At 69.7% G+C, this 23,286-nt stretch carries 22 protein-coding genes and 1 tRNA gene; 19 read left to right on the top strand and 4 right to left on the bottom strand.

Going from position 1 to position 23,286, the window contains the following annotated elements; all coding sequences use genetic code 11:
- Positions 1 to 77: 77 nt before the first annotated feature.
- The 4 genes from hisI to ABLE68_RS21295 are packed head-to-tail and all read left to right on the top strand — an operon-like array spanning position 78 to position 1,720.
- Positions 78 to 425, top strand: a complete 348-nt coding sequence (gene hisI / locus ABLE68_RS21310; RefSeq protein WP_348874105.1) for a phosphoribosyl-AMP cyclohydrolase — start codon at positions 78 to 80, stop codon at positions 423 to 425.
- Entirely contained in the window at positions 418 to 1,008 is a 591-nt protein-coding gene (locus tag ABLE68_RS21305) for a Trp biosynthesis-associated membrane protein (RefSeq protein WP_348874103.1), read from the top strand. Before hisI ends, ABLE68_RS21305 begins: the two co-directional genes overlap by 8 nt.
- A gap of 57 nt (positions 1,009 to 1,065) precedes the next feature.
- A complete protein-coding gene (locus tag ABLE68_RS21300; protein WP_348874102.1) occupies positions 1,066 to 1,269 on the top strand; it encodes an HGxxPAAW family protein in 204 nt (67 codons plus the stop codon).
- A gap of 10 nt (positions 1,270 to 1,279) precedes the next feature.
- Complete coding sequence (locus ABLE68_RS21295) at positions 1,280 to 1,720, top strand: DUF2752 domain-containing protein (protein ID WP_348874100.1); 441 nt, start codon at positions 1,280 to 1,282, stop codon at positions 1,718 to 1,720.
- A 64-nt stretch (positions 1,721 to 1,784) separates the two neighbouring features.
- On the opposite strand, the gene ABLE68_RS21290 is transcribed toward ABLE68_RS21295, so the two are convergent.
- Entirely contained in the window at positions 1,785 to 2,039 is a 255-nt protein-coding gene (locus tag ABLE68_RS21290) for a DUF4190 domain-containing protein (protein WP_348874099.1), read from the bottom strand.
- A 213-nt stretch (positions 2,040 to 2,252) separates the two neighbouring features.
- Between ABLE68_RS21290 and trpC the strand changes: the two genes are divergently transcribed.
- From trpC to pyk, 8 genes are all read left to right on the top strand, one after another.
- Positions 2,253 to 3,035 carry an indole-3-glycerol phosphate synthase TrpC gene (trpC, locus tag ABLE68_RS21285; protein WP_348874098.1) on the top strand — a complete coding sequence of 261 codons (783 nt, stop codon included), beginning with the start codon at positions 2,253 to 2,255 and terminating at the stop codon, positions 3,033 to 3,035.
- Complete coding sequence (trpB, locus tag ABLE68_RS21280) at positions 3,032 to 4,267, top strand: tryptophan synthase subunit beta (protein ID WP_348874096.1); 1,236 nt, start codon at positions 3,032 to 3,034, stop codon at positions 4,265 to 4,267. Before trpC ends, trpB begins: the two co-directional genes overlap by 4 nt.
- Positions 4,264 to 5,061 (top strand): tryptophan synthase subunit alpha, encoded by a 798-nt coding sequence (gene trpA, locus ABLE68_RS21275; RefSeq protein WP_348874094.1) that lies wholly within the window; start codon positions 4,264 to 4,266, stop codon positions 5,059 to 5,061. Before trpB ends, trpA begins: the two co-directional genes overlap by 4 nt.
- Positions 5,054 to 5,653: an SCO family protein gene (locus ABLE68_RS21270; RefSeq protein ID WP_348874092.1), complete on the top strand. Its 600-nt coding sequence runs from the start codon at positions 5,054 to 5,056 to the stop codon at positions 5,651 to 5,653. The genes trpA and ABLE68_RS21270 overlap by 8 nt, the downstream gene beginning before the upstream one ends.
- Positions 5,653 to 6,606 (top strand): prolipoprotein diacylglyceryl transferase, encoded by a 954-nt coding sequence (gene lgt, locus ABLE68_RS21265; RefSeq protein WP_348874090.1) that lies wholly within the window; start codon positions 5,653 to 5,655, stop codon positions 6,604 to 6,606. Before ABLE68_RS21270 ends, lgt begins: the two co-directional genes overlap by 1 nt.
- 170 nt (positions 6,607 to 6,776) lie before the next feature.
- On the top strand, positions 6,777 to 11,333 hold the full coding sequence (gene gltB, locus ABLE68_RS21260) for a glutamate synthase large subunit (RefSeq protein ID WP_348874088.1): 4,557 nt from the start codon (positions 6,777 to 6,779) through the stop codon (positions 11,331 to 11,333).
- On the top strand, positions 11,326 to 12,792 hold the full coding sequence (locus ABLE68_RS21255; protein WP_348874087.1) for a glutamate synthase subunit beta: 1,467 nt from the start codon (positions 11,326 to 11,328) through the stop codon (positions 12,790 to 12,792). The genes gltB and ABLE68_RS21255 overlap by 8 nt, the downstream gene beginning before the upstream one ends.
- 94 nt (positions 12,793 to 12,886) lie before the next feature.
- Positions 12,887 to 14,359 carry a pyruvate kinase gene (gene pyk / locus ABLE68_RS21250; protein ID WP_348874085.1) on the top strand — a complete coding sequence of 491 codons (1,473 nt, stop codon included), beginning with the start codon at positions 12,887 to 12,889 and terminating at the stop codon, positions 14,357 to 14,359.
- A gap of 101 nt (positions 14,360 to 14,460) precedes the next feature.
- Here pyk and ABLE68_RS21245 read toward each other — a convergent pair.
- Positions 14,461 to 14,533: transfer RNA gene (locus ABLE68_RS21245), tRNA-Leu, on the bottom strand.
- Between the two features lie 109 nt (positions 14,534 to 14,642).
- On the opposite strand from ABLE68_RS21245, the gene ABLE68_RS21240 reads away from it, so the two are divergent.
- The 6 genes from ABLE68_RS21240 to ABLE68_RS21215 all read left to right on the top strand — a co-directional run bounded on the left by ABLE68_RS21240 (position 14,643) and on the right by ABLE68_RS21215 (position 19,896).
- On the top strand, positions 14,643 to 14,819 hold the full coding sequence (locus ABLE68_RS21240) for a hypothetical protein (RefSeq protein WP_348874083.1): 177 nt from the start codon (positions 14,643 to 14,645) through the stop codon (positions 14,817 to 14,819).
- 44 nt (positions 14,820 to 14,863) lie between these two features.
- Positions 14,864 to 15,478: an ANTAR domain-containing response regulator gene (locus ABLE68_RS21235; RefSeq protein WP_348874081.1), complete on the top strand. Its 615-nt coding sequence runs from the start codon at positions 14,864 to 14,866 to the stop codon at positions 15,476 to 15,478.
- Positions 15,479 to 15,652: 174 nt separating this feature from the next.
- Positions 15,653 to 16,939, top strand: a complete 1,287-nt coding sequence (locus ABLE68_RS21230; RefSeq protein WP_348874080.1) for a branched-chain amino acid ABC transporter permease — start codon at positions 15,653 to 15,655, stop codon at positions 16,937 to 16,939.
- A 14-nt stretch (positions 16,940 to 16,953) separates the two neighbouring features.
- A complete protein-coding gene (locus tag ABLE68_RS21225) occupies positions 16,954 to 18,129 on the top strand; it encodes a branched-chain amino acid ABC transporter permease (RefSeq protein ID WP_348874078.1) in 1,176 nt (391 codons plus the stop codon).
- Positions 18,122 to 19,108, top strand: coding sequence for an ABC transporter ATP-binding protein (locus ABLE68_RS21220; RefSeq protein WP_348874076.1), 987 nt, complete (start codon positions 18,122 to 18,124; stop codon positions 19,106 to 19,108). The genes ABLE68_RS21225 and ABLE68_RS21220 overlap by 8 nt, the downstream gene beginning before the upstream one ends.
- Positions 19,105 to 19,896: an ABC transporter ATP-binding protein gene (locus ABLE68_RS21215; RefSeq protein ID WP_348874074.1), complete on the top strand. Its 792-nt coding sequence runs from the start codon at positions 19,105 to 19,107 to the stop codon at positions 19,894 to 19,896. The genes ABLE68_RS21220 and ABLE68_RS21215 overlap by 4 nt, the downstream gene beginning before the upstream one ends.
- Before the next feature lie 340 nt (positions 19,897 to 20,236).
- Here the strand turns inward: ABLE68_RS21215 and ABLE68_RS21210 are convergent, their stop codons facing one another.
- Both ABLE68_RS21210 and ABLE68_RS21205 read right to left on the bottom strand, forming a co-directional pair.
- Positions 20,237 to 21,601, bottom strand: coding sequence for an ABC transporter substrate-binding protein (locus ABLE68_RS21210; protein ID WP_348874073.1), 1,365 nt, complete (start codon positions 21,599 to 21,601; stop codon positions 20,237 to 20,239).
- A 150-nt stretch (positions 21,602 to 21,751) separates the two neighbouring features.
- A complete protein-coding gene (locus ABLE68_RS21205) occupies positions 21,752 to 22,498 on the bottom strand; it encodes a DUF554 domain-containing protein (RefSeq protein ID WP_348874072.1) in 747 nt (248 codons plus the stop codon).
- A gap of 113 nt (positions 22,499 to 22,611) precedes the next feature.
- On the opposite strand from ABLE68_RS21205, the gene ABLE68_RS21200 reads away from it, so the two are divergent.
- On the top strand, positions 22,612 to 23,175 hold the full coding sequence (locus tag ABLE68_RS21200; protein ID WP_348874070.1) for a GNAT family N-acetyltransferase: 564 nt from the start codon (positions 22,612 to 22,614) through the stop codon (positions 23,173 to 23,175).
- Positions 23,176 to 23,286: the final 111 nt, after the last annotated feature.

Here is a 23,286-nt window from a genome sequence, read left to right as displayed (position 1 = left end):
GTCGCCGTGGCCGGACCGGCGCCCGGGCAGCCGGGCCGGTGGTGGGGAGGGGTTCTTCCACGCGGGATACTGGACCGGTGACGTCTCTCGACCCCGTGATCGCCGACCGGCTCAAGCGCACCTCCGACGGGCTGGTGCCCGCCGTCGTGCAGCAGCACGACACCGGCGAGGTGCTGATGCTCGGGTGGATGGACGACGAGGCGCTGGCGCGCACCCTGACGACCGGGCGGGCGACGTACTGGAGCCGTTCGCGCCAGGAGTACTGGATCAAGGGCGACACCTCGGGCCACGTGCAGTGGGTCAAGGAGGTCCGGCTCGACTGCGACGGCGACACCCTGCTGGTGAAGGTCGACCAGGTCGGCGCCGCCTGCCACACGGGTGACCGCACCTGCTTCGACGCCGACCTGCTCCCGTCCGATGGCTGAGCCGGGCAAGCGCCGGCGTACCTTCGGCCCGGTCGTCCTCCTCGGACTCGCGTCGGCCGGCCTGGTCGCGATCGCGGGGGACCGGGCGGCTGCCCACGTCACCTCGACCAACGACGACGGCGCGACGGGCACGGCGATCTCGCTGGCCCGCTACGACGCCCACCAGCCGCTGGTGACGGCCCTCGGGCTCGTGGTGCTGGCCTGCTGGGGCGTGGTCCTGGTGACCCGCGGGCGCGTACGACGTGGTGTCGCCCTGCTCGGTGTGGTCGCGTCGGCGGGTGCCCTCGTGGCGGCGGTGGTCGGTCTCGTGAAGGAGCCCGGGCGCCTGAAGGACGCGATCGCCGCGCTCGGTGGCGGGGTCGACACGTTCCCGACCGTCTGGGCGTTCCTCGCCGTCCTCGGCGCCCTGCTCTCGGTCGGGGCGTGTGTGCTCGCGGTGCGTCTCGCGCCGTCGTGGCCCGAGATGGGCACCAAGTACGACGCCCCCGGTGCGCAGCCCGCAGCGCCCGTGATCGACCCCGAGGAGCAGACCAGCCTCGACCTCTGGAAGGCCATGGACGAGGGTCGTGACCCCACCGCGTGACCGACCCGAATAGACTGCACCCGCACGAGACGACACCCCGCGCCCGAGGAGCCCTGCATGTCTGACAACCACGGCAACACCCCAGCAGCATGGACCTTCGTCACGGTCGCGATGCTCGGGTTCGTCGTCGGCGCGGCGGGCATGCTGCTCGACCCGATCAACTGGACGATCTTCTGGGTCGGCGTCGCGCTCGCCCTTGCCTCGCTGGTGATCTTCTTCGTGATGGCCAAGCTCGGCTACCACGAAGAGGCCAGCCACTGACGAGCCGGCCGTGACCGCCACGCTCCCCACCGCAGTCGCCCGGGACACCCCGGCGACCCGCCGGGAGCGGATGCGGCGGCCGGTCCTCGTGATCGGCGGGCTGTCGCTCGCGACGCTCGCCCTGCACGTGCGCGACCCCCACTCCTCGGGGTCGTGGGGCTTCTGCCCGAGCGCGGCGATGGGGTTCTACTGCCCGGGCTGCGGTGGCCTGCGGGCGGTCAACGACCTCTCGAACGGTGACCTGCTCGGCGCCGCCTCCAGCAACCTGGCCTTCGTCGTGGCGCTGCCCTTCATCCTGGTCGGGCTCGCGCTCTGGGCGCTCGGCCGGTGGCAGGGCCGCAGCTACGCCCCGCCGATGAGCGTGGTGCGCCCGGTGTCCTACGCCGCCCTCGCGCTGCTCGTGGTCTTCACGGTGCTGCGCAACCTGCCCGGCAGCTGGCTCGCGCCCTAGGCGCCTCAGGAAATGGCGAACGGGGCCGGTCCCGCAGGACCGACCCCGTCGTACGCCGTGTGCCTCAGCTGGTGGTGTAGCTGAAGTTGATGACGTCGGTCGCGACGAGGATGTAGTAGACGACACCCAGCGCGATCCCGACGATGCCGAGGATGAAGCCCCACTTGGCGGCACCCTCACCGGTCTTGGCGCCCGCGGACTCGCGGATGTCCTTCTTGCCCAGCTGGCCGAACACGACTGCCAGGATCGAGAAGATGAAACATCCCCAGAAGCAGGGGATGACGCCGATGATGCCGAGCACGAGGCCGGCGACCGCCATGCCCGAACGCTTCGGCGGCACACCACCCATGGGCGGAACCGGAGCGCCGTACTGCGGCGGAGGAGGTGGCTCTGAGTAGCTCACTGGTCGAACCCTTCGTTGCGGCCGTCCGTCTGTTCCGGCCTCGTGCAGCGGACCCTACCGTTTCGAGACGGCCTTCCGGCGCGTGAAACACTGGGACCTCCCACCCGCTCGTGATCTTGGAGTTCCCGCATGTCCGTGCTCGACGACATCGTGGCCGGAGTGCGCATCGATCTCGCCGAGCGCGAGGCGGTGACCGGTCTGGCGGACCTGCGGGCCGCGCTCGCCGACGTCGAACCTCCGCTCGATCCGATGCCCCACCTGCGATCGAGCGGGTCGAGCGTGATCGCCGAGGTCAAGCGACGCAGCCCGAGCAAGGGCGACCTGGCGGACATCCCCGATCCGGCCGAGCTCGCGAGCGCCTACGCCGCGGGCGGTGCGGCCGCGATCAGCGTGCTCACCGAGCAGCGCCGCTTCGGCGGCAGCCTCGCCGACCTCCGCGCCGTGCGTGCGGCTGTCGACATCCCGGTCCTGCGCAAGGACTTCATCGTGTCGACCTACCAGCTGGTCGAGGCCCGGGCGGCCGGTGCCGACCTGGCCCTGCTCATCGTCGCGGCCCTGCCGGGCGACGAGCTCCGCCGGCTGTACGACGAGGCGCGCGAGCTCGGTCTCACGGTGCTGGTCGAGGTGCACGACGAGGCCGAGACGGAGCGTGCGGTCGAGCTCGGTGCGGAGCTGGTCGGCGTCAACGCCCGCAACCTGAAGACGCTCGAGATCCACGACGACACCTTCGGCCGGCTGGCGCCGCTCGTCCCGGACGACCGCGTCAAGGTCGCCGAGAGCGGGATCTTCGGTCCGGCCGACGTGAAGCGCTTCGTCGGCGAAGGCGCCCGCGCGGTGCTCGTCGGCGAGGCACTCGTGAAGGACGGCGACCCGCAGCACGCAGTCGCCGAGATGACAGGAGTCGAAGCATGAGCACGGCACCCTCCAGGTTCGACGCCGACGAGCACGGCTGGTTCGGCGACCCGGGGAAGGGGTTCGGCGGCCGGTTCATGCCCGAGGCGCTGGTCGCCGCGCTGGACGAGCTCACGGTCGCCTGGCACGACGCCATGGCCGACCCCACGTTCGTCGGCGACTTCGAGGCGATCCTGCGCGACTACGCCGGCATCCCGAGCCCGCTCTACTTCGCTGAGCGTCTCTCCGACAAGGTCGGTGCCCGGATCCTGCTCAAGCGCGAGGACCTCAACCACACCGGTGCCCACAAGATCCGCAACGTGCTCGGCCAGGCGCTGCTCACCAAGCGGATGGGCAAGACGCGCGTCATCGCCGAGACCGGAGCCGGTCAGCACGGTGTCGCCAGCGCCACCGCCGCGGCGTACTTCGGACTCGACTGCACCGTCTACATGGGCTCGGTCGACACCAAGCGCCAGGCGCTGAACGTCGCCCGGATGAACCTCCTCGGCGCGAAGGTCGTCGCGGTCGACTCCGGCAGCGCGACGCTCAAGGACGCCATCAACGAGGCACTCCGCGACTGGGTCGCCAGTGTCGACCACACGGCGTACCTCTTCGGCACGGCCGCCGGGCCGCACCCCTTCCCGAGCATGGTCCGCGAGTTCTGCCGGGGGATCGGCGACGAGGCGCGCGCCCAGTGCCTCGAGCAGTACGGCGTGCTGCCGGACGCGATCACCGCCTGCGTCGGCGGCGGCTCCAACGCGATCGGGCTGTTCACGGCGTTCCTCGACGACACGGAGGTCGACATCTACGGCTTCGAGGCCGGGGGCGACGGCTACGAGACCGGTCGGCACGCCGCGACCATCTACGCCGGCGACCGCGGCGTGCTCCACGGCGCCCGCACCTTCGTGCTCCAGGACGAGGACGGCCAGACCGTCGAGTCCCACTCGATCTCCGCCGGCCTCGACTACCCCGGCGTCGGCCCGCAGCACTCGTTCCTCTCCGACATCGGCCGGGCGACGTACCTCCCCGTCACCGACGCCGAGGCGATGGACGCGATGGCGCTGCTCGCCCGCACCGAGGGCATCATCCCGGCCATCGAGTCCGCCCACGCGCTCGCCGGCACGCTGAAGATCGCGGCCGAGCGACCGGGCCAGACCCTGCTGGTCAACCTGTCGGGTCGCGGTGACAAGGACATGGGCACCGCGCTCGACTACTTCAAGCTCGGCAGCCCCGACGAGGAGGTCGGTCAGTGAGCACGAGCACCGCCTACGAGAAGGCGCGCGCCGACGGTCGCGCAGCCCTGGTGGGTTACCTGCCCGCGGGCTTCCCGGACGTCCAGGGCGGCATCGACGGACTCCTCGCACTGGTCGACGCCGGCTGCGACGTGATCGAGATCGGCCTTCCCTACAGCGACCCGGTGATGGACGGACCCACGATCCAGGCCGCCGCCCAGCAGGCACTCGAGCGCGGGGTCCGCACCGCCGACGTGCTCCGAACCGTCGAGGCGGTCGCGGCGACCGGCACGCCCACGCTCGTGATGACCTACTGGAACCCCATCGAGAAGTACGGCGTCGAGCGGTTCGCCCAGGACCTCGCCAACGCCGGGGGTGCCGGCCTGATCACGCCCGACATCACCCCGGACTACGCCCCCGAGTGGATCGCCGCCGCCGACGCCCACGACCTCGACAAGGTCTTCCTGGTGTCGCCGTCGTCGACCGACGAACGGATCGCGATGACCACCGCCGCCTCGCGCGGGTTCGTCTACGCGACCGGGGTCATGGGCGTGACCGGCACGACCCAGACGACGGCCGCGGGGGTCGGCCCGCTGATCGCCCGCACGAAGGCGACGACCCAGCTCCCGGTCGGCGTCGGCGTGGGCGTGAGCACCGGCGCCCAGGCGGCCGAGCTCGCTGCGCTCGCCGACGGCGTGATCGTCGGTACGGCGCTCGTCCGCTGCCTGCTCGACCACCCCGACGACCGCGCGGCCGGCCTGCGCGCCCTGACCACGCTGACCGAGGAGCTCGCGGGAGGCGTCCGGCGTGCGTAAGAGCCTCGTCGCGCTGGTGGCCGCGGGGCTGCTGGTCCTCTCCGGGTGCGGCGGCAGCGACGCCGCTGCCACGTTCCACGGCAACAAGCTCGACCCGCCGTTCCAGGCGTCGCCGGACTCGCTGACCGACACCGACGGACAGCCGTACTCCCTCGCCAGCTCGCCCGACAAGCCGCTGACCCTGGTGTTCTTCGGCTACACGCACTGCCCGGACATCTGCCAGGCGGTGATGTCGTCGCTCGCGTCGGCAATGACCCGGCTCGACACCCAGGACCGTGAGCGGGTGGACGTGGTCTTCGTGACCACGGACCCGCAGCGTGACACCGAGTCGGTGCTGAAGACCTACCTCCAGCACTTCGACCCGGGCTTCATCGGGCTGACCGGCGACATCAACACGATCATCGCCGTCGGCAAGCCCCTCGCGGTCGGGGTCGAGCAGGGCCAGAAGCTGCCCACCGGGGGCTACGACGTCACGCACGGCACCACGATCACCGGCATCGAGGACCATGGTGTCGCCCCGGTCTACTGGGACCAGGACACGTCGTCCGCGGAGTTCGCCTCCGACATCCACACGCTGCTGAACGAGGACTGATGGACACGCTGATCACCGCGCTCTCGATCCCGAGCCCGTCCTCGGGGGAGTGGTTCATCGGCCCGTTCCCGATCCGCGGCTACGCGCTGGCGATCATCCTCGGCATCGTCGCCGCGATCTGGATCGGCGAGCGCCGCTGGGTCGCGCGCGGCGGCACGGCCGGCGACATCCAGGACCTCGCGATCTGGGCCGTCCCGTTCGGCCTGGTCGGCGGTCGCCTCTACCACGTCGCCACCGACCACGACCTCTACTTCGGCGCCGGCCGGCACGCGATCGACGCGCTCTACGTCTGGCGCGGCGGCCTCGGTGTCTGGGGCTCGATCGCCTTCGGTGCGGTCGGCGTGATCATCGGGGCCAAGCGCAAGGGGATCCGGCTGATGCCAGTCCTCGACGCGATGGCGCCCGGCGTCCTGGTGGCCCAGGCGATCGGTCGCTGGGGCAACTGGTTCAACCAGGAGCTCTTCGGCCGGCCGACCGACCTCCCCTGGGGCCTGTCCGTCAGCGACGACACCGCGATCAACCTCGGCTACGCGCCCGGGACGACCTTCCACCCGACGTTCCTCTACGAGTGCCTGTGGTGCCTGGCCGGCTTCGCGCTGCTCGTCTGGGCCGACCGCAGGTTCCGTCTCGGGCACGGTCGGGTGGTCGCGCTCTACATCATGATCTACACGCTCGGACGCGGCTGGATCGAGATGCTGCGGGTCGACAACGTGGAGCTCAAGAACGTCTTCGGCCTGCGCTTCAACGTCTGGACCTCGATCGTCCTGTTCGTCGCGGCGCTGATCTGGTTCGTGATCAGCGCTCGCCGCAGTCCGGGGCGCGAGGAAGAGGTCTACGAGCCGGGCCGCGCGCCGGTGGAAGCACCCGACGCCGAGTCGTCCGACCCAGACGTGACCCTGGCGACGCGTGAGGCGGACGACCCCACCGCGGACACAGGTCATCCGCAGCCCTAGACCGGTGTTAGTGTTTCCTTTCTGCCAGGGCCAATGTCGTCCCCTGCCCGCAGAATCTGCATCGCTGATCCGCTGGAGCCGGCCCGACAACGTCGTGGGGCGGGCGCCGCGCTGAGACGACGGGAGAATGCCCGGTGCCTCCTTCGCACGCATTCCCGCCGCCCGCACCCTTGCCTGGGCCCGCACACTGGCGCGGCCCGCAAGCACAAGGGCTCTACGACCCCCGCTTCGAGCACGACGCCTGCGGCGTTGCGTTCGTGGCCACCCTGACCGGCGTCGCCAGCCACGACATCGTGGCCAAGGCGCTGACCGCCCTGCGCAACCTCGACCACCGCGGCGCGGCTGGTGCCGAGGTCAACTCGGGGGACGGCGCGGGCATCCTGCTCCAGGTCCCGGACGAGTTCCTCCGCGCGGTCGTCGACTTCGAGCTGCCCGCGCAGCACGCGTACGCCGTCGGCACCGCGTTCCTGCCCGGTGACGAGGAGCAGGTCGCCAAGACCCGCCGCCGGGTCGAGGAGATCGCCGCCGAGGAGGGCCTCACGGTCCTCGGCTGGCGCGACGTCCCGACCGAGCCCGACGGCCTCGGCCAGATGGCGCTCGGCGTGATGCCGACGTTCGTCCAGCTGTTCGTCGCCGGCGCCGGCACCCGGATCACGGGGATGGCGCTCGAGCGGCTGGCCTTCTGCCTGCGCAAGCGCGCGGAGCACGAGACCGACGTCTACTTCCCGTCGCTGTCCTCGCGCACCCTCGCCTACAAGGGCATGCTCACCACGGCGCAGCTGGAGACCTTCTTCCCGGACCTGCTCGACGAGCGCATCGCCTCGGCCCTCGCGGTCGTCCACTCGCGCTTCTCGACCAACACGTTCCCGAGCTGGCCGCTGGCGCACCCGTTCCGGTTCATCGCCCACAACGGCGAGATCAACACCGTGATGGGCAACCGCAACTGGATGCGCGCCCGCGAGGCGCTGCTCGCCTCCGACGTGATCCCGGGCGACCTCGACCGGCTGTTCCCGATCTGCACCCCTGGTGCCTCGGACTCCGCGTCGTTCGACGAGGTGCTGGAGCTGCTGCACATGGGTGGCCGCTCCCTGCCCCACTCGGTGCTGATGATGATCCCCGAGGCGTGGGAGAACCACACCGAGATGGACGCCAAGCGCCGCGCCTTCTACGAGTTCCACTCCACGATGATGGAGCCGTGGGACGGCCCCGCCTGTGTGGTCTTCACCGACGGTTCGCAGATCGGCGCGGTCCTCGACCGCAACGGCCTGCGTCCCTCGCGCTACTGGGTCACCGACGACGGTCTCGTCGTCCTGGCCTCCGAGGTCGGCGTGCTCGACCTCGACCCCGCCTCGATCGTCCGCAAGGGCCGGCTGCAGCCGGGCCGGATGTTCCTCGTCGACACTGACGAGCACCGGATCATCGAGGACGAGGAGGTCAAGAGCGAGCTGGCCAACGAGCACCCGTACGACGAGTGGCTCCACGCCGGCCTGATCCACCTCGACGACGTCACTGAGCGCGAGCACATCGTGCACACCCACGCGTCGGTCACCCGCCGCCAGCAGGTCTTCGGCTACACCGAGGAGGAGCTGCGGGTCATCCTCACGCCGATGGCCAACGGCGGCGGCGAGCCGCTCGGCTCGATGGGCACCGACACGCCGATCGCGGCGCTCAGCGCCAAGCCCCGGCTGCTGTTCGACTACTTCAGCCAGCTGTTCGCGCAGGTGACCAACCCGCCGCTCGACGCGATCCGCGAGGAGCTGGTCACCTCGCTGGCCGGCACCATCGGTCCGGAGTCCAACCTGCTCGAGCCCGCTCCGGCGTCCTGCCGAATGGTCGAGCTGCCGTTCCCGGTCATCTCCAACGACGACCTGGCCAAGATCCGCCACATCAACCGTGACGGCGACATGCCGGGCTTCATCACCCACGTCGCGCGGGGTCTCTACCCCGTCGACGGTGGGGGAGCGGCGATGGCCGAGCGGCTCGACGAGATCTGCCAGGAGGTCTCGGCGGCGATCGCCGACGGCGCCCGGATCATCGTGCTGTCCGACCGGCACTCCACCGCGGAGCTGGCGCCGATCCCGTCGCTGCTCCTCACCGGTGCGGTCCACCACCACCTGGTCCGCGAGAAGACCCGCACCCAGGTCGGTCTGCTCATCGAGGCCGGCGACGTCCGCGAGGTCCACCACGTCGCCCTGCTGGTCGGCTACGGCGCGGCCGCGGTCAACCCCTACCTGGCGATGGAGTCCGTCGAGGACCTCGCGCGCGAGGGCTACTACGTCTCCACCGACGGCGAGAAGGCCGTCAAGAACCTGATCAAGGCGCTCGGCAAGGGCGTCCTCAAGGTGATGTCCAAGATGGGCGTCTCGACGGTCGCGTCCTACACCGGCGCCCAGATCTTCGAGGCCGTCGGACTGTCGCAGGCGGTCGTCGACAAGTACTTCACCGGTACGACGTCCAAGCTCGGCGGCATCGAGCTCGACGTCATCGCGGAGGAGGTCGCCCGCAGGCACGCCACGGCGTACCCCCGCGGCGGCATCTCGCCGTCGCACCGTGAGCTCGAGATCGGCGGCGAGTACCAATGGCGCCGTGAGGGCGAGCCGCACCTCTTCGACCCGGAGACGGTCTTCCGCCTCCAGCACGCCACGCGGAGCGGTCGCTACGACATCTTCAAGCTCTACACCGCCCGCGTCGACGAGCAGTCCGAGCGGCTGATGACGCTGCGCGGCCTCTTCAAGTTCAAGGACGCCGACGGCACCGGCCGCCAGCCGATCCCGATCGGCGAGGTCGAGCCGGTCTCCGAGATCGTGAAGCGGTTCTCGACCGGAGCGATGTCCTACGGCTCCATCTCCCAGGAGGCGCACGAGACCCTCGCGATCGCCATGAACCGGCTGGGCGCCAAGTCCAACACCGGTGAGGGCGGCGAGGACCCGGACCGTCTCTACGACCCCGAGCGGCGCAGCTCGATCAAGCAGGTCGCGTCCGGCCGCTTCGGCGTCACGTCGGAGTACCTCACCAACGCCGACGACATCCAGATCAAGATGGCGCAGGGCGCGAAGCCCGGTGAGGGCGGCCAGCTGCCCGGCAACAAGGTCTACCCGTGGGTCGCCAAGACCCGCCACTCCACCCCGGGCGTGGGCCTGATCAGCCCGCCGCCGCACCACGACATCTACTCGATCGAGGACCTGGCCCAGCTGATCCACGACCTCAAGAACGCCAACCCGTCGGCCCGCGTCCACGTGAAGCTGGTCTCCGAGGTCGGCGTCGGCACGGTCGCGGCGGGTGTCTCGAAGGCGCACGCGGACGTCGTCCTGATCTCCGGCCACGACGGCGGCACCGGTGCTGCGCCGCTGACGTCGCTCAAGCACGCCGGCGGTCCGTGGGAGCTCGGCCTGGCCGAGACCCAGCAGACGCTGATCCTCAACGGCCTGCGCGACCGGATCGTCGTGCAGACCGACGGCCAGCTCAAGACCGGTCGCGACGTCGTCGTGGCCGCCCTGCTGGGCGCCGAGGAGTTCGGCTTCGCGTCGGCCCCGCTGGTCGTCTCGGGCTGCATCATGATGCGGGTCTGCCACCTCGACACCTGCCCCGTGGGCGTCGCGACGCAGAACCCCGTCCTGCGCGAGCGCTACTCCGGCAAGGCGGAGTACGTCGTGAACTTCTTCGAGTACATCGCCGAGGAGGTCCGCGAGATCCTCGCCGAGCTCGGCTTCCGCACCATCGAGGAGGCGATCGGCCAGGTCGGCACGCTCGACATCGGCAGCGCCGTGGAGCACTGGAAGGCCTCGGGTCTCGACCTGACGCCGATCCTGCACCAGCCCGACCGCTCGGCCTTCCCCGACCAGGACCTCTACCGCACCAAGTCGCAGGACCACGGTCTGGAGAAGTCGCTCGACGTCACCGAGCTGGTGCCGCTGGCCCAGGCTGCGCTCGAGTCCGGTGAGCCGGTGCGTGCGCAGGTCGCGATCCGCAACGTCAACCGCACCGTCGGCACGATCCTCGGCCACGAGGTCACCAAGAAGTACGGCGGCGAGGGGCTGCCCGAGGGCACCATCGACCTCACTTTCCTGGGCTCCGCCGGCCAGTCGTTCGGCGCGTTCGTGCCCAGGGGCATGACCCTGCGGCTCGAGGGCGACGCCAACGACTACGTCGGCAAGGGCCTGTCGGGCGGGCGGATCGTCGTACGCCCCGACCGGGCCGCGACGTTCGAGGCCAACGAGCAGATCATCGCCGGCAACGTGATCGCGTACGGCGCCACCTCGGGTGAGATCTTCATCCGCGGCGGGGTCGGCGAGCGCTGCTGCGTGCGCAACTCCGGCGCGACGATCGTCACCGAGGGCGTGGGCGACCACGGCTGCGAGTACATGACCGGCGGCCGCGTCGTCGTGCTGGGCAAGACGGGCCGCAACTTCGCGGCCGGCATGTCCGGTGGCGTCGCGTGGGTGCTGGACCTCAAGGAGAACCGGGTCAACCCGGAGCTGGTCGAGCTCGGCCCCGTCAAGGACGACGCGGCCGCCGAGCTCGAGCAGCTGGTCCGCGCCCACCTCGAGGAGACCGGCTCGTCGGTCGCCGAGGCGCTGCTGGCCGACTGGGAGACCAGCCTGACCCGCTTCACCGAGGTCATGCCCTCCGACTACCGCAAGTCGCTCGAGGCCAAGGCGAAGGCCGAGGCCGACGGCTTGGACGAGAACGAGACCGCCCACGCGATGATGGAGGCGCTCCATGGCTGACCCCAGAGGCTTCTTGAAGGAAGGCCGCAAGGTCGCCGAGCGACGCCCCGTCGAGGAACGCGTCAACGACTGGAACGAGGTCTACCCCGGCAGTGCCGGACGGGCCCTGCTCCCGATCATCACCGCGCAGGCGGGCCGCTGCATGGACTGTGGCATCCCGTTCTGCCACCAGGGCTGCCCGCTCGGCAACATCATCCCCGAGTGGAACGACCTGGTCTGGCGTGACGACTGGGACGGCGCCATCGAGCGCCTCCACGCGACCAACAACTTCCCGGAGTTCACCGGTCGCCTGTGCCCGGCACCCTGCGAGACCGCCTGCGTGCTGGGCATCAACCAGGACCCGGTCACGATCAAGAACGTCGAGGTCTCGATCATCGACAAGGCCTGGGAGTCCGGCATGGTCCGGCCCCAGCCGCCGGAGTGGCTCTCGGGCCGCACGGTCGCGGTGATCGGCTCGGGCCCGGCGGGCCTGGCCGCGGCGCAGCAGCTCACCCGCGCCGGTCACACCGTCGCGGTCTACGAGCGTGCCGACAAGGTCGGCGGCCTGCTCCGCTACGGCATCCCCGAGTTCAAGATGGAGAAGAAGCACCTCGACAAGCGTCTCGAGCAGATGCGCCGCGAGGGCACCGTCTTCCGGGCCGGCGTCAACGTCGGTGAGGAGATCACCGGCGCCAAGCTGCGCGAGCGGTACGACGCCGTGGTGCTCGCCATGGGTGCGACCGAGGCCCGCGACCTGAACGTCCCGGGCCGTGAGCTCGGCGGCATCCACCAGGCGATGGAGTTCCTCCCGCAGGCCAACCGGGTCGCGCTCGGTGAGTCTGTCGAGGGCCAGATCCTCGCCACCGGCAAGAACGTCGTCATCATCGGTGGCGGTGACACCGGCGCCGACTGCCTCGGCACGTCCACCCGTCAGGGTGCCGCGTCGATCACGCAGCTCGAGATCATGCCGGAGCCTCCCGAGTCGCGTCCGGCCGGACAGCCGTGGCCGACGTACCCGATGATCTTCCGGGTCTCCTCGGCCCACGAGGAGGCGGGCGACCGCGTCTACGCCGTGTCGACCCAGGAGTTCCTGGGCGACGCGGACGGCAACGTGCGGGCGCTCAAGCTCGTCGACGTGGTCTTCGAGGGTGGCAAGCTCACCGAGATCGAGGGCACCGAGCGCGAGATCCCGGCCGAGCTGGTGCTCTTCGCGATGGGCTTCACCGGTCCGGAGAAGGCCGGCCTCGTCGAGCAGCTCGAGGTCGACCTGGACGAGCGCGGCAACGTCGCGCGCGACCTGTCCTACATGTCCTCGGTGCCCGGCGTCTTCGTCGCCGGTGACGCGGGTCGCGGGCAGTCGCTCATCGTCTGGGCGATCGCCGAGGGCCGCGCCGCAGCGGCCGCGGTGGACGAGTTCCTCACCGGTTCGACCACGCTGCCGGCCCCGATCAAGCCGACCGAACGCCCTCTCGTCGTGTGAACGGGACGTCGACCCGCCCGAAACTTACGGGCGGGTCGACGGAACCGGGGGAGTTAGGTCTTTGAACGATCAAAGTCGCGGTAGGCTGAGGCACGTGCGTAGAGCAAAGATCGTCTGCACCCTCGGCCCCGCGACCTCGTCGCCGCGTCGGATCCGCGAGCTCGTGTACGCCGGGATGGACGTCGCCCGGCTGAACATGAGCCACGGTTCCCACGAGGACCACGCGGAGGCCTACCGCCTCGTGCGCGAGGCCTCCGACGCGAGCGGCCACGGGGTGGGCATCTTCGCCGACCTCCAGGGCCCCAAGATCCGCCTCGAGACCTTCCCCGACGGCCCGGTCGTGCTGCACCGCGGTCAGGAGTGGACGATCACCACCCGCGACGTCGCGGGTGACGACAAGATCTGCGGCACGACGTACAAGGGCCTGCCCGGTGACGTCGCCGTGGGCGACCCGCTGCTCATCGACGACGGCAAGATCCGGCTGCGGGTGCTCGGCGTGGAGAACGGCACCGACGTCCGCACCGAGGTGCTCGTCGGCGGCAAGGTCTCCAACAACAAGGGCATCAACCTGCCGGGCGTCGCGGTGTCGGTCCCCGCGCTGTCGGAGAAGGACATCGAGGACCTGCGCTTCGCGCTGCACCTCACGGTCGACTTCATCGCGCTGAGCTTCGTGCGCGACGCGAAGGATGCGGCCGACGTCCGCAAGATCATGGACGAGGAGGGCATCCACCTCCCGATCATCGCCAAGATCGAGAAGCCGCAGGCGATCGAGAACCTCGATGAGGTCATCGACGCGTTCGACGGCTTCATGGTCGCGCGCGGCGACCTCGCGGTGGAGTGCCCGCTCGAGGACGTGCCGTTCCTGCAGAAGACGATCGTGCGCAAGGCCCGGCTGCACGCCAAGCCGGTCATCGTCGCGACCCAGATGCTCGAGTCGATGATCTCCAGCCCGTCGCCCACGCGCGCCGAGGCCTCCGACGTCGCCAACGCGGTCCTCGACGGCGCCGACGCCGTGATGCTGTCCGGCGAGACCAGCGTGGGGGAGTTCCCCGTGCACACCGTCGAGACCATGGCGCGGATCATCACCTCGACCGAGAACCACGCGATCTCCTCCGGCGACGGCGCCGGCGTCTTCGCCCCGATCGACTGGGACCCGCACACCCGCTCCGGCGTGATCGCCAAGGCGGCCGAGGAGGTCGCCGAGCGGGTCGAGGCCAAGTACGTCGTCGCGTTCACCACCAGCGGTGACTCCGCACGCCGGATGGCGCGCCTGCGCGGCCCGATCCCGGTCCTCGCCTTCACCCCCGAGGCCGCGGTGCGCTCGCAGCTCGCGCTGAGCTGGGGCGTCGAGACGTTCAAGACCCAGATGGTGGAGCACACCGACGAGATGGTCCGCCAGGTCGACGAGCAGCTGCTCCAGATCGGCCGCGTCAAGGAGGGCGACCTCGTGGTGATCATCGCCGGTGCCCCTCCCGGCATCCCCGGCTCCACCAACGCGCTCCGCATCCACCGGATGGGCGACGCGATCAACGAGGTGGCTCCGGCGTACAAGCGCGCCCCGCGCTGATCGTCGAATCGAGACTTCCGTCAGTCGAATCGAGACTTCCGGCAGTTGAGTCGATACAAATGTCTCGATTCAACCGACGGAACTCTCGATTCAACCGTGGGTGCCCCGGGTGGGATTCGAACCCACACTGGACGGTGTTTGAGACCGCTTCCTCTGCCGTTGGGATACCGGGGCCGACAGCGCGAGAACCCTAGCCGAATCGCGGTCGGGTCGATCCCTTGGCTAAAGTCGATCGAACTACTACAGTTTCGACCGAAGGGTGCTCGGGACAGTGGAGGTCGTCATGTGGAAGCCGTGGGAGTGGCCCCGGAGCAGCAACGAGGTCGCGGTCGGCAACGCCCGCTCCGCTGCGACGGAGCTCGCGCGCTGCGCCGTCGAGCGCCACGAGGTCGAGCTCTTCCTCCACCAGCACCGGGCCGTCTCGCTGCCGGCCGTGGGCGCCGCGCCGCGTCCAGCCTGACCGTCCCGCGTCCGGACGTGCGCGTCGGCGGATAACCTTCTGCCGTGAGCCAGCCGACCGACCAGCCGACCGCGGGCCCCGTGCGCCGTGTCGTCATCGCCGAGGACGAGGTCCTGATCCGGATGGATCTCGCCGAGATGCTCTCCGACGAGGGGTACGACGTCGTCGGGCAGGCGGGCGACGGAGCCAAGGCCGTCGAGCTCGCCGAGGAGCTGCGGCCCGACCTGGTCATCCTCGACGTGAAGATGCCGGTGCTCGACGGGATCGCCGCCGCCGAGCGGATCGCCGCCCAGCGGATCGCCCCGGTCGTCATCCTCACCGCCTTCTCCCAGCGCGACCTGGTCGAGCGGGCCCGCGACGCCGGTGCCATGGCCTACCTCGTCAAGCCGTTCACCCAGACCGACCTGGTGCCGGCGATCGAGATGGCGGTGAGCCGGTTCGCCGAGCTCGCCATGCTCGAGGCCGAGGTCGCCGACCTCACCGAGCGCCTGGAGACCCGCAAGTCCGTCGATCGCGCCAAGAGCGTCCTGCAGGAGCAGCTCAAGCTCTCCGAGCCCGACGCCTTCCGGTGGATCCAGAAGACCGCGATGGATCTGCGCCTGTCGATGCGTCAGGTCGCCGACGGCGTGATCACCCACGGTCCCGGCATCGCCGGCTGACCGGACGTCTCGGCAACATCACGCTTCGGTAAAGCCCAGCCACGACCTGCAGGGCGATGGTGTCGATGTGGCGCTCAGCGGCGTGTTGGCCCCTAGACTGCCCTGCGAGCCCGGCGGGGGTTCGGGGATGGGAGGACCGACTTGAAGTCTCGACACGTTGTCCGTGAACGGACCGTGGGCAGGGGGGCAGCGGGACTCATCGTCGCGCTGCTGTTCGCGCCCTTGCTGGTGATGTTCACGGCGAGCACGGCGAGCGCCGTCGACACCCTGTGCCTCCCTGGCCCTGACAAGGCCTGCATCGCAGGAACGCTGCGCACCGAGGACGGCGTCCTGCCCGACGTCACGATCACGATCACCGACGAGGCCGGTCAGGCTCAGGAGGTCACGACCAGCGACACGGGCAAGTGGAACATCCAGGTCGAGGACGAGGGCACGTACGTCGTCAAGATCGACGAGACGACGCTGCCGAAGGACCTGGTCGTCGACACCGGTCAGGTGACGGTCAAGGCCAAGTTCGGCGCGACCATCCCGGCCCTGCTGACGATTCGCACCGAGAACTACAGCGCGTCGACCAGCAAGTTCGACGAGCTCCTGCAGAGCACCGTCAACGGGCTGCGTCTCGGCCTGCTCCTCGCGCTCGCCTCGGTCGGCCTGTCGCTGATCTACGGCACGACCGGCCTCTCCAACTTCGCGCACGCCGAGCAGGTCACCCTGGGCGGCATGCTCGGCTACTTCCTCATCAACGTGCACGGCCTCGGCCTGCTCGTCGGCGGGATCCTGGTCGTCCTGCTGTGCGCCTTCACCGGCTACTTCCAGGACCGGGTGCTCTGGCAACCACTGCGACGCCGTGGCCTGGGGCTGAGCCAGATGATGATCGTGACCATCGGTCTCTCGCTCGCCCTCCAGTACGTCTACCAGTACCTCGTCGGCGCCGGGACGGTCCGCGTGCTGCAGGAGAACCCGTCGGTCTCCGAGTTCGGCCCGATCACCATCACCAACCAGTCGCTGGCCGCGATGGGGATCTCCGTCGTCGTGCTCGCCCTGGTCGGCTACGCCCTGCTCCGCACCCGGGTGGGTCGCGCGACCCGCGCTGTCTCCGACAACCCGGCCCTCGCCTCCGCGTCCGGCATCGACACCGACAAGGTGATCCGCCTGGTCTGGACGGTCGCGATGGGCCTGGCGGGTCTCTCCGGCCTGCTCTACGCCCTCGTCGTGAACGGCGTGAAGTGGGACTCGGGTCTCCAGATCCTGCTGCTGCTCTTCGCGGCGGTGACGCTCGGTGGCCTCGGTACGGCGTTCGGTGCTCTCGTCGGCGCCCTGATCATCGGACTGGTGGTCGAGGTCTCGCCGGTGGTCGGCATGCCGGGTGACTTCAAGTACGCCACGGCGCTGTTGATCTTGATCCTGCTCCTGCTGGTGAGGCCCCAGGGCCTCCTCGGCAAGCCGCAGCGGGTCGGCTGAGGAAGGACAGGGACATGGACACCATCCAGGGAATTCTCAACGGCATGATGCGCGAGGCGCTGTCTCCGCAGACCGCTGCCGTCGCCATCGCCGTCATCGGCCTCAACATCCACTTCGGCTTCACCGGCCTGCTCAACATGGGCCAGGCGGGCTTCATGCTGCTCGGTGCCTACGGCATGGCGATCTCCGTCTGGCACGGCCTGCCCTTCGCGGTCGGCATCCTGTTCGGTCTCGCGGCGGCCCTGGTCTTCGCGCTCGTGCTCGGCGTACCCACGCTGAAGCTGCGCGGTGACTACCTCGCGATCGTGACGATCTCGGCCGCCGAGATCCTCAGGTACGTCAGCAGGTCGTCGTTGCTCTCCGACTTCACGGGTGCCGCGCAGGGCATCCCCGGCAGCCAGTACGCCCACCCCTTCCAGAATCTGTCGTTCTTCGGCAAGGGGCAGTTCACGTTGCTGCCGTTCAACTACCTCGACGTCGCCGACGGCGCCGCCTGGGTGAGGATCGTCGGGTGGCTGCTGCTGATCGGCCTGATCACCGCACTCGTCTTCGTCCTGCGCGGTCGCGCGGGCCTGTCGGGCAACGGTCGGATCCTCGCCGCGATCGCTCTCGGCGTCGTCGGCGTCCTCCTGCTGTTCTTCCTCTTCCCGGTGCCCAACCAGGCCACCGGCGTCAACGGCTGGTGGGTCCGGTTCGTCGCCTGGGCGCTGGTCGCCGTGTGCACGTTCGTGGTCTTCCTGCTGGTGCGCAGCCCCTGGGGGCGGCTCCTGCGAGGCGTCCGTGAGGACGAGGACGCGATCCGGTCGCTCGGCAAGAACGTCTTCTCGATCAAGATGCAGGCGCTCATCATCGGTGGTCTCTTCGGCGCGATCGGCGGCATGATCTACGTGCTGCCGACCAGCACCCAGCCGGACTCGATGGGCCGCTCGCTGACGTTCTTCTGCTACACCGCTCTGCTGATCGGTGGCGCCGCGACGATCTTCGGCCCGGTCCTCGGCGCGGTGATCTTCTACGCCGCCCGGATCGGGATCAAGTACACCGCTGCGGCGTACATCCCCGACAGCATCATGAACAACCAGCAGACCGAGCAGTTCTCCTACATCGTCGTCGGTGTGGCGCTGATGCTGATCGTGATCTTCCGACCACAAGGCATCCTCGGTAACAAGAGGGAGTTGCGCTTCGATGTCTGAGCACACCATCACCCCGACCGGGATGGCAGATCCCGCCGTACGCCGCGACCTGGTGACGAGGTTCGACGCCAACCCCGGCGCGAGCAAGCCCGACCCGATCCTGGTCGTGGACAACATCGTCCGTCAGTTCGGTGGCATGACCGCCGTCGACGTCGGCCACCTCGAGGTCCAGCGCGGCATCATCACCGCGCTGATCGGTCCCAACGGTGCCGGCAAGACGACGTTCTTCAACCTGATCACCGGCTTCGACCGGCCGACCTCGGCGAAGCAGGGTGCGCACTGGGCCTTCGACGGTCGCACCCTCGACAAGACCTCGGCGTCCAGCGTCGCCCAGGCCGGCATGGTGCGGACCTTCCAGCTCACCAAGGCGCTGAGCCGGATGACCGTCATCGACAACATGATGCTCGGCGCGCAGAACCAGGCCGGCGAGAACCTCCTGAAGTCGGTCTTCCGTCCCGCGTGGCGCGCGCAGGAGCGCGACATCGAGGCGAAGGCCGACGAGCTCCTGGACCGGTTCAAGCTGCTCGAGAAGAAGCACGACTACGCGGGAAGCCTCTCCGGCGGCCAGCGCAAGCTGCTCGAGATGGCGCGTGCGCTCATGAGCGACCCGAAGATGATCATGCTCGACGAGCCGATGGCCGGCGTGAACCCGGCGCTGACGCAGTCGCTGCTCGGCCACATCCAGAGCCTGCGCGACGAGGGCATGACCGTGCTCTTCGTCGAGCACGACATGCACGTCGTACGCCACATCTCCGACTGGGTCGCCGTGATGGCCGAAGGTCGGCTGGTCGCCGAGGGCTCGGCCGACACCGTGATGTCCAACCCGGCCGTCATCGACGCCTACCTCGGCGCGCACCACGACACCGACCTCGGTGACGACGCCTTGCTGAGCGACGAGGCACTCGAGGAGATCGCTGAAGAGGTGGCCGCCGAAGAAGCGGAACGCCAGGCCGAGGAAGAGGCGGAGGGTCTCAAGTGAGCGAGCAGCAGCAAGGTGGTGTCGCGACCGCGGCACCCACGCAGAAGGCCGTCGTCGAGGCCAAGGACGTCGTCGCCGGCTACCTGCCGGGGGTCAACATCCTCAACGGGTGCAGCCTGGTCGCCTACCCGGGCGAGATGATCGGCATCATCGGCCCGAACGGCGCCGGCAAGTCGACGCTGCTCAAGGCGATGTTCGGCCTGGTCAAGGTGCACTCCGGTTCGGTGGTGCTCGGTGACCGGGACATCACCAACCTGCGCACCAACCAGCTCGTGGAGATGGGTGTCGGCTTCGTGCCGCAGACCAACAACGTCTTCCCGTCGCTCTCGATCGAGGAGAACCTCCGGATGGGGCTCTACCTGCGCCCCAAGAAGGTCCGCGAGCGGCTCGACGCGATGTGGGACCTGTTCCCGGTGCTGCACGACCGGCGCAACCAGAGCGCGGGCGCGCTGTCCGGTGGTGAGCGCCAGTCGCTCGCCATGGCGCGGGCGCTCATGATGGAGCCGTCGGTGCTGCTCCTCGACGAGCCGTCCGCCGGTCTGTCCCCGGTCCGTCAGGACGAGACCTTCCTGCGGACCCGCCGGATCAACAAGACCGGCGTCTGCGTGGTGATGGTGGAGCAGAACGCCCGCCGCTGCCTGCAGATCTGCGACCGCGGCTACGTGCTCGACCAGGGCCGCGACGCCTACACGGGCACCGGTCGCGAGCTGGCCAACGACCCGAAGGTCATCGAGCTCTACCTCGGCACGCTCGCGAAGGACGTGGACGACGCGCGCGACGACCACTGACCCGTTCTGCACGTCGACCCGCCCGAAACTTTCGGGCGGGTCGATGTTCATGTGCGGCGGTTGAGGAAGGCCCCCTGGGGGCCTGTCTCGAAACCCCCGCAGCCCTCCTGGGACCTGGTGTCCGACGCTGCGCGTCGGGCTTTCCGCTGTCCGGGCTTGGTCCGTGCTGACCAACCGGTGCCGGTCCGGAGTGGGGCGCCGGCTCCGCCCGCGCCATCGCCGTGCCGGACCGACACCGAGGCAGCCGGGCCGGTGGTGGGGGATGGGTGGCGTGCGTGCCGGGCAAGACGAAGGGCCCCGGACCTGACGGTCCGGGGCCCTTCGGTGCTACGGGTGGTGATTACTGCTTGGAGCCCTCGACCGTGCTGGTGAGCTCGTTCTTGTTGTCGGCGTTGAAGGTGTAGATGCCGACGAACGCGGAGGACGGGTCGTTCTCCTTGTCGATCGGACCGATGCCCGAAGGACCGGCGTACCGGATCTCCTTGCCGTCTGCGAGCAGAGCGGCACAGTCGGCGAAGGTGTTGCACTCCTCGCCGTCGGTGGCACCGGAGACGGCCGCGTAGTTGTCGCGGATCGTCTGCGAGTCGGTCGCACCGCCCTTCACCGCGGCGAGCGCGGCGAGGATGGTGGCGTCGTAGGACTCGGCACCGTAGGAGTAGTCCTGCAGCGGCTTGCCCTCGCCGACCTCGGCCCAACCGCTGAGGCGGTCCTTGAAGGTCTGGTCCGGGTCAGCACCGGGGATGGTGCCCTGAGCGCCCTCGAGGGTGCCCTTCGCGAAGTCCTTGCTGTAGTCGGCCGTGTTGCCGTCCGTGAAGTAGGTCTTGGACATGTCCCAGCCCTGCGACTTCAGCTCGGGGACGATCGACTTGGTCTCGTCGAACGCCAGGACGACGATCGCGTCAGGCTTCGACGCGAGCGCACCGCTGACCTCGGAGGAGAAGGTGGTCTGTCCCGGCGGGAACTCGTCACCCTGGCCCTTGCAGCCGTAGGTGCAGGAGCCACCAGCGGCCTTGACCGTCTCCTCGACCGCGTTGCGCAGGCCGGTGCCGTAGGTGTCGGCGAACACGATGAACGCGACCTTGGTGTAACCGTCGGTCGTGATCAGGGTGCCGAGCGCGTTGCCCTGGACGCCGTCCGGCGGGGCGGTGCGGAAGTACCACGGCGAGTAGCCGCTGAGGTCGACGGCCGTGTTGGCCGGCGAGACCTCGGTGATCTTGTTGTCGGCGAAGGTGTCGACGACGTTCAGCGAGACGCTGGACGAGGCGGCACCGATGACGACCGACGGCTTGCTGGCGACCAGGGTGCCGGCGGACGCGGTCGAGACCGACATGTCGCTGGAGTCACCCGAGTCCTGGATGTCGTGGCAGGCCTGGGAGCCGTTGACGCCGCCAGCCGCGTTGATGTCCGACACGGCGAGGCCGACGCCCGCGATCTCCGGCGGGCCGAGGAAGGCGAGGGAGCCGGTGAGCGGCAGGATGCCGCCGACGCGCAGGGTGTCTGCGCTGGTCTGGCTGGACGAGCACTTGTCGTCGGTGAACGAGTCCGCAGGAGGTGCGGAATCGGACTCCGACGCCGAGGGGCTGGTGCTGGGAGTGTCGCCGGCACTGCTGCCGTCCGAGTCACTGCCACAAGCAGTCAGGGCGAGGCCGAGGACGGCCGTGCCGGCCATCAGCCGCAGCCATGTGGCGGTCTTGGGTCGATTCACGGGGTGAACCTTTCTGTCGCGTTGATGCACTTCACCGCGCCCGCCCTCCCGAAAGGTTGGGCATTAGCCATGCCACCGTAGGACTGGCCGCATGGTGCCGGGCTTTACGGCACCCTGTCGTTAGCGAACCGTTACGTCAATGCTGCACAGTCAACGCAGGGCGCTGACGATCTCCACGAGGACCGGTGCGACGAGCAGCGCCGGAAGCAGGTCAGCCACGGGGATCTCGCGGATCCGGAGCAGCCGGATGGCCACCCCGACGAGGAGCAGACCACCCGTGGCGGTGATCGCGGCCAGATGAGCGTCGGGCAGGACGTCGCCCAGCGCCAGCCCGAGCAGCGTCAGGCCACCCTGGATCACCACGATCGTCACCGCGCTGGCGGCCACACCCCACCCGAAGGACGCCGCGAACGCGATCGCCGCGAAGCCGTCCAGGGCGGACTTCAGGAAGAGCTGGTCCGCACCGTTCCCGAGTCCGTCGTTCAGGGATCCCAAGATGGTGAGCGGGCCGGTGCAGAAGACGAGGGAGGAGACCACGAAGCCCTCGATGAAGCGGTGCCGCTCGACGGCGCCCGCGCCGCCCGACAGACGGCTCTGCAGCCAGCCGCCCACACCCTCCACCCGTGACTCGAGGCGCAGCAGGGAGCCGACGATCCCGCCGATCAGGAGGGAGCCGAGCACGATCAGCATCGGCGCGTTGTCGCCGACCGCGTCCGAGAAGTCGTCGTCGAGCACCGCCATGGCCGACGTACCGGCGATCAGGAGCGTCACGAGGCCGAGCGCGTCGGTCACGACGTCGCGGGTGCGGACGGGCAACCGGTTGCCGAGGAGGACGCCGATCGTGCAGCCGATCAGCACGGCGACGACGTTGACGATGGTGCCGATTCCGGGGATCACGGGACTCCAATGACAGGACAAGGACGCTGAGCGTAGTCTCATCCAGTGGCGCCGCGTTCGGGGGACGAGAGACGCGGCCGACCCGGAAAGGCCAGGGCCCGATGACGCGCTCGATGGTGTCGCTACGCTCGGCGACGGCTGAGGACGCGCCCCACCTCGCTGAGGTGTGGGGCGACGTCCTGCGCAAGGCCGCACCGGAGGAGCAGGTCGCCGACATGGTCGCGGTGATCGCCCGGGTCGAGGCGTCCACCGACCAGCGGATCGTGGTCGCGGAGTACGACGCCCAGTTCGCCGGTGCCGTGCACCTGCAGGCCACCACGATGTCCCCGCTCAACCTCGAGCCGGTCGTCCGAGCGCTCTCACCGCACGTCCTGGTGCCGTTCCGCCGGCACGGTGTCGGCAGCGCGCTGATGGACGCCGCCGTGACCTGGGCCGAGGAGCTCGGCGTGGGTCACGTCGCGACCGCGGCGGTCGCGGGGTCTCGCGACGCCAACCGCTTCATGGCCCGCATCGCCCTCGGTCCGTACGCCGTGCTGCGGGTCGCCACGACCCACGCCGTACGCACCCGGCTCGCTGCCCACCGTCGGCCGGCCAACGCCGCGTCGGGCCGTCAGCTGACCCAGGTCCTGGCCGCCCGCCGGTCCCTGCGCCGCAGCCGGGCCGGCCTCGAGAGCTAGCGGGGACGCGTCAGCGGATCCGCTGATGGTGGTCGAGCAAGCCGCGCGACTGAGGAACGAAGTCGCGACTGGCGTGTCGAGACCCGGTGAGACGACCAGCAGCGTCGCGCG

The organism is Nocardioides pollutisoli, from assembly GCF_040045055.1.
GTDB lineage: Bacteria > Actinomycetota > Actinomycetes > Propionibacteriales > Nocardioidaceae > Nocardioides > Nocardioides tweenelious.
Note: the sequence above shows the minus strand (reverse complement) of the source record. Positions and strands in the feature narration are given on the sequence as shown.